Annotated in this window: 9 protein-coding genes; 8 read left to right on the top strand and 1 reads right to left on the bottom strand. The window is 75.1% G+C overall.

Annotated elements, in window-relative coordinates; translation table 11 throughout:
• Nucleotides 1–37: 37 nt before the first annotated feature.
• The 8 genes from PYV61_RS12470 (at nucleotide 38) to PYV61_RS12435 (ending at nucleotide 11,161) form a co-directional block, all read left to right on the top strand.
• Nucleotides 38–766, top strand: a complete 729-nt coding sequence (locus tag PYV61_RS12470; RefSeq protein ID WP_275831948.1) for an efflux RND transporter periplasmic adaptor subunit — start codon at nucleotides 38–40, stop codon at nucleotides 764–766.
• Nucleotides 767–776: 10 nt separating this feature from the next.
• Entirely contained in the window at nucleotides 777–3,911 is a 3,135-nt protein-coding gene (locus tag PYV61_RS12465) for a CusA/CzcA family heavy metal efflux RND transporter (RefSeq protein WP_275831946.1), read from the top strand.
• 398 nt (nucleotides 3,912–4,309) lie between these two features.
• Nucleotides 4,310–5,839 (top strand): serine hydrolase, encoded by a 1,530-nt coding sequence (locus tag PYV61_RS12460; protein WP_275831944.1) that lies wholly within the window; start codon nucleotides 4,310–4,312, stop codon nucleotides 5,837–5,839.
• A gap of 83 nt (nucleotides 5,840–5,922) precedes the next feature.
• On the top strand, nucleotides 5,923–6,342 hold the full coding sequence (locus PYV61_RS12455) for a metal-sulfur cluster assembly factor (protein ID WP_275831942.1): 420 nt from the start codon (nucleotides 5,923–5,925) through the stop codon (nucleotides 6,340–6,342).
• A gap of 137 nt (nucleotides 6,343–6,479) precedes the next feature.
• A complete protein-coding gene (locus PYV61_RS12450) occupies nucleotides 6,480–7,586 on the top strand; it encodes a hypothetical protein (RefSeq protein ID WP_275831940.1) in 1,107 nt (368 codons plus the stop codon).
• Nucleotides 7,587–7,635: 49 nt separating this feature from the next.
• Nucleotides 7,636–8,745: a hypothetical protein gene (locus PYV61_RS12445; RefSeq protein ID WP_275831938.1), complete on the top strand. Its 1,110-nt coding sequence runs from the start codon at nucleotides 7,636–7,638 to the stop codon at nucleotides 8,743–8,745.
• A 28-nt stretch (nucleotides 8,746–8,773) separates the two neighbouring features.
• Entirely contained in the window at nucleotides 8,774–9,187 is a 414-nt protein-coding gene (locus PYV61_RS12440; protein WP_275831936.1) for a hypothetical protein, read from the top strand.
• Nucleotides 9,188–9,217: 30 nt separating this feature from the next.
• Nucleotides 9,218–11,161 (top strand): methyl-accepting chemotaxis protein, encoded by a 1,944-nt coding sequence (locus PYV61_RS12435; protein WP_275831933.1) that lies wholly within the window; start codon nucleotides 9,218–9,220, stop codon nucleotides 11,159–11,161.
• Nucleotides 11,162–11,242: 81 nt separating this feature from the next.
• Here PYV61_RS12435 and PYV61_RS12430 read toward each other — a convergent pair.
• A partial coding sequence (locus tag PYV61_RS12430) for a hypothetical protein (RefSeq protein ID WP_275831931.1) occupies nucleotides 11,243–11,730 on the bottom strand: 488 nt, incomplete at its 5' end.

Raw genomic sequence — 11,730 nt, 5'->3', positions numbered from 1 at the left:
AAGGAGTTGAGACCACGATTTGTCTTCCTAAGACCGCTTGGCCTCCGACTTGCGCTCGGCGCGGGTGCGGGCCGAGGCGTCGCGCGACGCCGGGCGCGCGGCGCTGGAGCGCGCGCGCTCGTACGTCGGCCACCTCGTCGGCGAGGGGCGCGCGCCCGCCGGCGCCGACGACCACGACGTGCTGGTGCGCTCCCCGATCGACGGCGTCGTCGTCGGCCGCGACGCCGCGCCCGGGACGGTGGTGCTGGTCGGCGCGCCGCTCGTCACGGTCAGCCGGCTCGGCACGCTCGTGCTGCGCATCCCCGTCCCCGAGCGCGCGCTGGCCGCGGCGACGGTCGGCGCGCCGGTGCGCTTCGAGGTGCCGGCGTGGCCCGGGCGCGCGTTCGACGCGCGCGTGACGCGCGTGTCGCCGACGGTGGACTCGCTGTCGCGCACCGTCGAGGTGCTGGCGAGCGTCGACGCGCGCGGCGCCGCGCTGCGCGCCGAGATGTACGCGAGCGCCGAGCTGCAGGGGGGCGGCGGCGCGCGCGTGCTCGCCGTCCCCGCCGAGGTGGTGCAGGCGATGGAGGGGGACACGGTCGTCGTCGCGGCGCGGCGCGCCGGCGCGCGCGGCGCCGCGCTGGCGCTCGAGGCGGTGCGCGTCCGCGTGGGGCGGCGCACCAGCGCGCAGGCCGAGATCCTCGGCGGGCTCGCCGCCGGGACGCCCGTCGTGGTGCGCGGCGCCGCCGTCGCCAAGGCGGAGCTGCTCAAGCGCCGCGGCGGCTGAGGGGCGGCGCATGGTCGACCGCCTCGTCGCGTTCGCGCTGCGCCAGCGGCTGTTCGTCGCCGGCGCCGTGCTCGCCCTCGTCGCCGCCGGGCTGGCGGCGATGCTGCGGCTCCCGTTCGACGCCTTCCCCGACCTCACCGGGACGCGCGTCGAGATCATCACCACCGCCCCCGGCCTCGCCGCCGAGGAGGTGGAGCGCCTCGTCACGCACCCGATCGAGAGCGCCGTCATGGGGCTCCCGGGCGCCCAGGGGGTGCGCTCGACGTCGAAGAGCGGGCTGTCGCTCGTCACCGTCCCGTTCCCGGACGACGTCGACATCTACTTCGCGCGCACGCTCGTGCAGCAGCGCCTCGGCGACGTCGCCGGCGCCCTCCCCGCCGGCGCGGAGCCGGCGCTCGGGCCGGTGTCGACGCCGATGGGGGAGCTGTACCAGTACACGCTGCACTCCGACTCGCTGTCGCTCGCCGAGCTGAAGACGCTGCACGACTACGTGGTGCGCCCGCGCCTGCGCACCGTGCCCGGCGTCAGCGAGGTGAACTCGTGGGGCGGGCTGATCGAGCAGATCCAGGTCGTCGCCGACCCGACGCGGCTGGCCGCGCGCGGGCTCGCGCTCGCCGACGTGCACGACGCGCTGGCGCGCAACAACGCGACGTTCGGCGGCGGCTACCTCGAGAGCGGCGGCGAGCGCTACACGCTGCGCGGCCTCGGGCGCGTCGAGCGCCCCGAGGAGCTGGCGCGCGTCGTCGTCGCGACGCGCGGCGGCGTCCCCGTGCTGGTCGGCGACGTCGCCGAGGTGACGCGCGGCGCGCTGCCGCGCTTCGGCGCCGTGACGCAGGACGGCGAGGGCGAGGTGGTCAGCGGGATGGTGCTCAAGCTCAAGGGCGCCGACTCGCGCGAGGTCATGGAGGGCGTGAAGGCGCGGCTGGCCGAGATCGCGCCGACGCTCCCGCCGGGGGTGACGGTCACGCCGTTCTACGACCAGACGGAGCTGGTGGGCCGCACGACCGGCACCATCGCCCGCAACCTCGTCGAGGGCGGGCTGCTGGTGATCGCGGTCCTCTTCCTCTTCCTGCGCAACTGGCGCGCGTCGCTGATCGTCGCGTCGGTGATCCCGCTGTCGATGCTGTTCGCCTTCCTCGGCATGTCGGCGTTCGGCTACTCGGGGAACCTGATGTCGCTCGGCGCGCTCGACTTCGGGCTGATCGTCGACGCGTCGGTGGTGATGGTCGAGAACTTCGTGCGGCGCCTCGAGGCGCACCCCGAGCGCGGCGGCGTGGGGCACGGCCGGCTCGCGCTGTTCCGCGACGCGGCGGTCGAGGTGGGACGCCCGATCCTGTTCGGCATCGCGATCATCGTCGCCGTCTACCTCCCGATCTTCACGCTCGACGGGATGGAGGGGCGCATGTTCAAGCCGATGGCCTTCACCGTCGTCTGCGCGGTGCTCGGCTCGCTGCTGCTGGCGCTGACGTTCGTCCCCGCCATGTCGGCGTGGGCGCTGCGCCACGCCGAGGAGCGCCCGGCGCGCTGGCTGGAACGGCTGACGGCCGCCTACGCGCGCGGGCTCGCGTGGGTGCTGCGCCGCCGCGTCCCGGTGGTCGCCGCCGCCGCCGTCGCCGTGGTCGCCTCGGTCGTGTCGCTGCGCTGGATGGGGAGCGAGTTCATGCCGAAGCTCGACGAGGGCGCGATCCTCGTGAACTCGCGCCGCATCCCGAGCGTGTCGCTGGCCGACGCCAACCGGCTGTCGCTGGAGGCCGAGCGCATCGTGCGCCGCTTCCCGGAGGTGCGCACCGTCGTCACCAAGGAGGGGCGCCCCGACCTCGCCACCGAGGCGATGGGGCTGTTCGAGGGGGACATGTACGTCATCCTCGCCGACCGCGACGAGTGGACGACGGCGCGGGACCGCGAGGGGCTGGTCGCCGCCTTCGACACCGCGCTCGCGCACATCCCCGGGCTCTGGGTGTCGTTCACGCAGCCGCTCGCGATGCGCCTCGACGAGGCGGAGAGCGGGATCCGCACGGACCTCGGCATCAATGTGATCGGCCCCGACCTGGAGCGGAACCAGGCGGTCGCCGAGCGGATCCTGCGCGTCGTGCAGGGGGTGCGCGGCAACGCCGACGCGGCGGTCGAGGTCAGCGAGGGGACGGGCGAGATCCGGCTGGCGGTGCGGCGCGACGCGCTCGCGCGCCACGGCGTCGCGGTCGAGGACCTGCGGCAGTCGCTGGAGCTGGCGCTCGGGCGCACGACGGCCACCGAGTGGATCGACGGCTTCCGGCGCGTGGGGGTGGCGGTGCGCGTCCCCGACGCGCTGCACGCCGACGCCGCCGCGCTGGCGCGCCTCCCCGTGCGCACGCCCGCCGGCGCCCCGGTGCCGCTCGGCGAGCTGGCCGACGTCGTCGCCGGCACGGCGCCCGAGCTGATCGGCCACGAGGACGCGCAGCGCCGCACGCTGGTGCTGAGCAACGTGCGCGGGCGCGACCTCGGGAGCTTCGCGCGCGAGGTGCGCGAGCGCGTCGCCCGCGAGGTCCGGCTGCCGACGGGGATGTTCCTCGAGTGGGGCGGCCAGTACGAGAACCAGCAGCGCGCCGGGCGGCGCCTGCGGGTCGTCGTGCCGGCGGCGCTGCTGCTGATCTTCCTGCTGCTGTTCGCGGCCTTCCGCTCGATCGCGCAGTCGCTGCTGGTGCTGACCAACGTGCCGTTCGCGCTCGTCGGCGGGATCGCGGCGCTGTGGCTGCGGGGGCTCAACCTGTCGCTCTCGGCGAGCGTCGGCTTCATCGCCCTGTTCGGGATCGCGGTGCTGAACGGGGTCGTGCTGGTGACGCACCTGAACAACCAGCGGCGCGACGAGGCGCCGGAGACGCTCGCCGACGCCGTGCGCGCCGGCGCGCGCGACCGCCTCCGCCCCGTGCTGATGACGGCGCTCGTGGCGAGTCTCGGCTTCGTGCCGATGGCCCTGTCCTCGGGCGCCGGCGCCGAGGTGCAGCGTCCGCTGGCGACCGTGGTCATCGGGGGGCTGGTGACCTCGACCGCCCTGACGCTGTTCGTCCTCCCGGCGCTCTACCTGGCGCTCGCCGAGTGGGGGCTGCGGCGGGCCGCCCGACGTCGGTCCGGCCCGGCGCCGGCGGCGCTGGCCCCGCAGGGAACGTGACGCGGATCACGCGGTATACCGGGCAGGGCCGAGCGCGGGTCGCCGATCGCCGCGGATCGTCGCGTCAACGCTGCGCGTGTGTCGCGCGTCCTCGACAACGGACGAGGCACGTCTCGTCCACGTGACGCCTTGCTCGGACTCGCGTCTTGACCGGAGAGGCGCCTGCACGGCATTCTGCGGTCGTGCGCGTGGCCGCCGGACGCCCGCGCAACCCCCGCTGGCTCCTGCACTTCCCCCGCCTCACCTCACGTCGTCTCGCGGCCCGGTCCCGACACGGTCCAGGCCGCCAACGACGCCCGAGCACGCCCCCTGCACGCCTGACCGTCCGACCAGACGCCGGTGACCCCCGTCACCTGCGTACGGTAGGCCCGTTGCCCCGCCGTCGAAGGAGCCGTCCGGTGTCCCGTCCCTCGGTCGCCGTCCTCACCGCTGCGCTCGGCGCGACGCTCGCGTTCGCGTCCGCCGCCACCGAGGCCCGTGCCGCGCACCCCGTCGCGGCCCTGCCGGACGCCACGCGCACCCGCACCGGCGCCCTCGCCCTGTCCGAGGGGCTCCCCTTCCGCTCCCCGACCGCCGTCGGCATGTCCGCCGAGCGGCTGGCCGCGGTCGACCGGGTCGTCCTGCGCGGGATCTCCGCCGGCGGCTTCCCGGGCGCCTCGGTCGTCGTCGGCCGCAAGGGCTACGCGGTGGTCAAGCGCGGGTACGGCGCCCTCACCTGGGGCGGCGCCGCGGTCGACGAGAACACCATCTACGACGTCGCCTCGCTCACCAAGGTCGTCGGCACCACCGCCGCGATCATGGTGCTCTACGACGAGGGGAAGCTCGACCTCGACGCCCCGGTCCGCGACTACCTGCCGGCGTTCAGCGGCGGCGCCAAGGACCGCGTCACCGTCCGCCACCTGCTCACGCACCGCTCGGGGCTCCCCGCCGGCCGCGAGCTGTGGCGCTCGGCCTCCTCGCCCGCCGAGGCGCGCCGCCAGGTCCTCGAGACCCCCATCTACTGCAGCCCCGGCGCCTGCTTCGAGTACTCGGACCTCGGCGCCGACGTCCTCGGCTTCGTGGCCGAGGCGGTGAGCGGGCAGCGGCTCGACGTGCTCCTCGACGAGCGGGTGTTCCGCCCGCTCGGGATGAACGACACGTACTTCCGCCCGCCCGCGTCGCTGCGCGCCCGCATCGCCCCGACCGAGATCGCCCCCCCGCGCGGCTACCCGATCCGCGGCGAGGTGCACGACGAGAACGCGTTCGCGCTCGGCGGCGTCGCCGGCCACGCGGGGCTGTTCTCGACGGCGGCCGACCTGTCGATCTACGCGCAGATGCTGCTCAACGGCGGCGAGTACGCCGGCGTGCGCGTGATCGCCGACTCGACCGTGCGCCTGTTCACCGCGCGCGCCGCCGGCACCCGCGCCCTCGGCTGGGACACCTGCAACCAGAAGGGGAGCTGCGGCTCCCTGATGGGCGCCAACGCCTTCGGGCACACCGGCTTCACCGGCACCTCGCTGTGGGTCGACCCGGAGCGCGACATGTTCGTGCTCCTGCTGACCAACCGCGTGCACGCGGCGCGCGCGCTGCGCCCGGCGAAGGTGATCGCCGACGTCCGCGCCGACCTCGCCGACGCCGCCGAGCTGGCGGTGCTCGACGACCCGATGGGCGCCCGCGCGATGCCCGCCGCCTTCCGCGCCGACGAGGCCGCGGGGTGGAACCGCCCGGCCCGCGCCGCCCGCTCGGCGCGCGGCAAGAGCGTGCGCGGCAAGGCCCGGTCGTCGGCCAGCGCCAAGAAGAAGGCGTCGGCCAAGAAGACCACCAGCAAGAAGTCGGCGGCCAAGAAGGCGACCACGGCCAGGAAGTCGTCGTCCAAGGCGTCGGCGTCCAAGAAGGCCGTCGCGAAGAAGCCGGCCGCGAAGAAGTCCGCCGCGCGGTCGCGGAAGTGAGCGACCGGGTCGGCCGAACGGCCGACCTTGTACCGCTCCGGCGGGCCGGTGAAGTTGCGGGTGGACCCCGACCCGCCCCGCCCGTGACCGACGAGACCCCGACCGCGCCCGAGACGCCGACGCCCGCCGCGGCGCCGTCCGGCGACGCAGCCGCCGGCGACGCAGCCGCCGGCGATGCAGCCGCCGGCGATGCAGCCGCCGGCGATGCGCCGACGCTCGACCAGGTGAAGCTCGCGCTGCGGCGCGTGAAGGACCCCGAGCTCAACCTGAACATCGTCGACCTCGGGCTGGTCTACGACATGGCCGTCGACGGGCGCGACGTGCGCATCGACATGAGCCTGACGTCGCCCGGCTGCCCCTCCGGCCCCGAGATCATGGGCGAGGCCGAGCAGCAGCTGCGCGCGCTGCCGGGGGTCGGCGACGTGGTGGTGAACCTCGTGTGGTCGCCGCCCTGGACCCCCGAGCGCATCGAGCCCCGCGTGCGCGCCTACCTCGGATTCTGACGAACGGCCGCCCCGCTGTCACGCGGGGCGGCCGTTCGGGCTTTACACGAAAGCGTAACGCAAGTGGGTCGGGAACGCGCCGACACTGCTGTGGTGAGATCACCACAGACGGCATGTCCCTCCCACCCACTCGATCGATGCGCCCCCTCCTCGCCGCCCTCGCGGCGGTCGCCGCCCCGGCGGCGCTGTGCGCGCAGTCCGGCCTCGGCGACCGCCTGGAGCTGCACGGCGCGCTGAACGCGGCGTACGGGAAGTCCGACACGCTCGGCGTGTTCGGCGTCCCCACGAAGGGCACCTCCGACTACCGCGTCTTCACGCTGCAGGGGCGCTACCGCCTCGGCGCGAAGGACCAGATCGTCGCGCAGGTGTTCAACCGCCGGCTGGGCGCCAGCCCGCTCGCCTCGGCGATCCCCGACGTCACCATGCAGTGGGCGTTCTGGCAGCACCGCGAGGGCGACTTCACGGTGAAGGTCGGGCGCAACCCGCTGCCGCGCGGCCTCTACAACGAGGTGCGCTACATCGGCACGCTGCTCCCGTTCTTCCGCCCGCCGATGGAGCTGCAGAGCGACGCGTTCGACGCCGTCGACGGCGCGGTGCTGTCGTACCGCCGCGCGCTGTGGGGCGGCGTGGAGCTCGAGCAGCACGCGTTCGGCGGCGGGAGCGAGTGGCGCGCGATCGCGACCACCAGCGCGGGGCAGAGCCTGCGCATCGCCCGCACCGAGAACATGTTCGGCGGGCAGACCTACCTGACCCTCCCCGTCGCCGCGGCGCGCCTCGGCGCCTACGCCGCGCGCTACGGCTTCGTGCAGTCGACCGGCCGCGGCTACCGCACGAACGTCATCGGCTCGGCCGAGGCGACGGTCGGGCGGCTGAAGGTCGCGACCGAGCACGGGCGCATCACCGGCCACACGCCGGCGAACGACAACCGCAGCGGCTACGTGATGGGGACGCTGCGCCTGGCCGACGCGTTCAGCGTCGCGGGCCAGCAGGCCTACACCAACCGCCGGCTGTTCTTCACGAACACCGCGATGAACCGCGTGATCCCCGAGGTGCGCACGCTCGGCGCCTCGGCGATCGCGACCCTCCCCGGCGGCTCGGTCCTGAAGGTCGAGCACCACTGGCGCAACGGGTGGGCGTTCGACGCCGCCACGCCGCCGGTCGCCAGCCAGACCGCGACCTCCTTCGCGCTCTCGCCGAAGCAGGACGCCCGGTACTTCCTCGTCAGCGTCGCCGCCGCGTTCTGATCGCGCCGCGCGACGTCCCTCCCCCGCTCCATCCGCAGCCCCCCGCTTCATGCGTTCCGCACTTCCGCGCGTCGTCCTCGCCCTCGCCGTCCCCGCCGCGCTCTCCGCGCAGGGCGGCCTGACCGACCGCCTCGAGCTGCACGGCTCCCTCAACGCCGCCTACGGCAAGGCCGACACGCTCGGCGTGTTCGGCGTCCCGCAGAAGGGGACGTCCGACTACCGCGTCTTCACCGTGCAGGCGCGCTACACCCTCGGGCAGAAGGACGTCGTCGTCGCCCAGGTCTTCAACCGCCGCCTCGGCGCCAGCCCGCTCGCGAGCGCGGTGCCCGACGTGTCGATGCAGTGGGCCTTCTGGCAGCACCGCGAGGGGCCGTTCACCGCGAAGCTCGGGCGCAACCCGCTGCCGCGCGGCCTGTACAACGAGGTGCGCTACATCGGCACCGTGCAGCCGTTCTTCCGCCCGCCCATCGAGGTGCAGCAGGAGGCGTTCGACGCCATCGACGGCGCGGTGCTGAGCTACCGCGCGGCGCTCCCGTTCGGGGCCGAGCTGGAGCAGCACGGCTTCTTCGGCGGCAGCGAGAACCGCGCGATCGCCAACACGACCGCCGGGCAGCAGATCCGTATCGCGCGCACCGAGAACATGTTCGGCTACCAGTCGTACCTCACGCTGCCGGTGGCGGGGCTGCGGCTCGGCGCCTACGGCGCGCGCTACGCCTTCGTGCAGCCGACGCAGCGCGGCTACCGCTCGAACCTGATCTACTCGGCCGAGGCCACCGTGGACCGGGTGAAGCTGGCCACGGAGCACAGCCGCATCTCGGGGCACGGCCCCAGCAACGACAACCGCGGCGGCTACTACCAGGCCACGGTGCGGCTGGTCGACCGCTTCTCGGTCGCCGGGCAGCACGCGTACATCAACCGCAAGCTGTACTTCGCCAACGCCGCGATGAACTCGGTCATCCCCGAGGTCCGCACGAACGGCCTGTCGGGGATCCTGTCGCTGCCGGCCGGCTCGGTGCTGAAGGTCGAGCACCACTGGCGCCGCGGCTGGTCGTTCGACGCGCCGACCGCGCCGATCGCCTCGCAGACCGCGAACTCGTTCACGCTCTCGCCGAAGCGCGACGCGCGCTACTTCCTGATCAGCGTCGCCAGCTCGTTCTGACCCGACCCCGCCGAACGGACCCACTCCGATGAACCGCTTCCTCCTCTCCGTCTGCGCGGCCGTCCTCGCGCTGCTCGCCCCCGCGGGCCGCGCCCGCGCGCAGGGCTACGTCGTCGTCGTCAACGCCGCCGGCCCCGCCGCGCTCAGCAAGGCCGAGGTCTCCAACATCTTCCTGAAGAAGAGCGCCAAGCTCGCGCCGGTCGACCTCGACAAGTCGTCGAAGGTGCGCGACGCGTTCAGCAAGGGCGTGCACGGCCGCCCGACGGCCGCCGTCGGCACCTACTGGCAGCAGCAGATCTTCGCCGGCAAGGACGTGCCGCCGCCCGAGAAGTCGTCCGACGCCGACGTCCTCGCCTTCGTGAAGGGGAACCCGAACGCCATCGGCTACGTCGCCGCCGGCACGGACCTCGGCGCCGGCGTGAAGACCGTCACCGTCCAGTAGCCCGCCACCGGACGCCCGACGCCGAACGCCATGCCCTTCCAGCAGCTCTCCGTCCGCGCCAAGATCCTCGCCATGCCGTCGCTCGCCGCCCTCAGCGCCCTCGTGGCGCTGGGGTCGGCCGTGTGGCTCGGCCGGCGCACGCAGGACGACCTCGCGCTCATGGAGCGCGGGCACTACGCGGCGCTCGACCAGAGCCGCGCCGCCGAGGCGGACCTCACCGCGCTCCAGCGCGCGCTGCAGGACGCCGTGGCGGCCAGCGACACGTCGGCGCTCGCCGGCACCGACTCGATCGCCGGGCGCCTCGAGCGCCGGCTGCTCGACGGCAAGGCGAACCCGGTCGCCCGCGCCGAGGCGCAGGACCGGCTGGCGGCGCTCGCCCGCGCGTACCAGGCCGCGGCGCGCCCGGCCAGCGCGCGCATGATCGCCGCCGCGGCCGGCGACACCACGGTGTCGCAGGACTCGGTGATGGCCGGCGTGCAGGCGATGACCGGCGCCCTCACCGCGCTGCGCGACTCGCTCGCCGCCCACACCAAGGGCGCCGAGGCCGGCGTGCGCGAGGCGTTCGCCGTCACGCGCGCCCACCAGTCCCGCACCACCCCCGTGCTGTCGGTCGTGCTGCTGACCGGCGTCGCGGTGCTGGTCCTGCTCACCGTCTACACCACGCGCGCGATCATGGCGTCGCTGCGCGACATGGCGCGCGCCGCCGAGGGGATCGCCCGCGGCGACGTCGAGCAGACGGTCACGCACCGCTCGCGCGACGAGCTGGGCACCCTCGCCGACGCCTTCCGCGGCACCATCGCCTACGTGACCGAGGTCGCCGCGGCGGCCGACGCGCTGGCGCAGGGCGACCTCACGGTGACGGTGACGCCGCGCTCCGAGCGCGACGTGCTGGCCCGCTCGGTCGGGCGCGTCTCGACCACGCTGCGCGGCGCGACCGGCGAGATCCAGGGGCTGATCGCCGCCGCCCGCGAGGGCGACCTGGCGCGGCGCGGCGACGCGTCGGCCTACCGCGGCGCCTACGCGCAGCTGGTCACCGGCGCCAACGAGATGCTCGACGCCCTCACCGCGCCGCTGGCCGAGGCCTCCGACGTGCTGTCGCGCGTCGCCGACCGCGACCTCACGGCGCGCATGGACGGCGCGTACCGCGGCGACCACGCGGCGCTGCAGGCCGCGCTCAACACGGCGCTCGACAACATCGTGGGCGCGCTCGACGACGTGGCCGCGGCGGCCGGGCGGGTGGCGCAGCGCGCCGCCGACATCGGCAGCGGGAGCGAGTCGCTCGCCGCCGGCACCAGCGAGCAGGCCGCGTCGCTCGAGGAGGTCGCCGCCTCGCTCACCGAGCTGGCCGGCGAGGCGCAGCGCAGCGCCGCCAGCAGCGGGCAGGCGCGCGCCTTCACCGCCGCCGCCCGCGGGCGCGCCGACGCCGGCCGCGACGGGATGGCCCGCCTCGCCGACGCCATGGCGCGCATCGAGGGCTCCGCGGTGTCGACGGCCAAGATCGTGAAGACGATCGACGAGATCGCGTTCCAGACGAACCTGCTGGCGCTCAACGCCGCCGTCGAGGCGGCGCGCGCCGGCGACGCGGGGCGCGGCTTCGCGGTGGTCGCCGAGGAGGTGCGCGCCCTCGCGCTGCGCTCCGCCGAGGCGGCGCGGCAGACGTCGGCCCTCATCGAGCAGAGCGTCGGCAACGCCCGCGAGGGGGTCGCCCTCAACGGCGAGGCGATGGCGCGCTTCGAGGAGATCGCCCGCGAGATCGCGCAGGCGAGCGCGGTGATGGACGAGATCGCGAGCGCCAGCGAGCGGCAGGCCGACGGCGTCGCGCAGATCACCGCCGGCACCGAGCAGATGAACCGCGTGACGCAGCACAGCGCGTCGAGCGCCGAGGAGTTCGCGGCGACCGCGGTGGCGCTCACCCGCGACGCCGAGTCGCTGCGCGACGCGATGGCGGCGTTCCACCTCGAGGGCGCGCGCTGACCGGCGCCCTCCCCCGCCCCCGGAACGCGCGAACGGCGCCGGCCCACGTGGCCGGCGCCGTTCGTCGCTCGACCGCTCGCGCTACCGCGCCGCGAGCTGCGAGGCGGGGGCCGCGCCCCCTTCCGTGCAGCGCGCCCGCGTGATCGCGAGCGCCCGCTCGAAGCCGACGGCGCGCAGGCTCGGGTAGGCGCTCACCACCTCGTGGGCCAGCGCGTGCTCGGCGGCCGCGCGCGGCAGCGCCGACGCCGACAGCTCGGCGCACGCCGCGTCGACCTCCAGCGCCACCCGCTCCTCGGGGGTGCCGAAGAGCTGCGCGCGGTAGACGGCCAGGCAGCCGCGCTCGCGGATCTGCGCCGCGTGCACCGCCTCGTGCGCCAGCGTCTCGGCGCGGCGGTCGGCGGCCAGCCGCGAGAACGGGTTCGCCCCCGAGACCACCAGCGGCGTCCCCGGCACGCAGGTGGTCACGCCCACCATCCGGTCGCGCTGCGCGTAGAGCAGCCCCGTCGTGCCGACCGACACCAGCGCCGCGCACCGCACCACCGTCAGCGCCGCGCGGCGCACGCCGCGGG

This window comes from Roseisolibacter sp. H3M3-2 (assembly GCF_029211165.1).
Lineage (GTDB): Bacteria > Gemmatimonadota > Gemmatimonadetes > Gemmatimonadales > Gemmatimonadaceae > Roseisolibacter.
The sequence above is the reverse complement of the archived record's forward strand: the minus strand, read 5'-3'. Positions and strand labels throughout refer to the sequence as shown.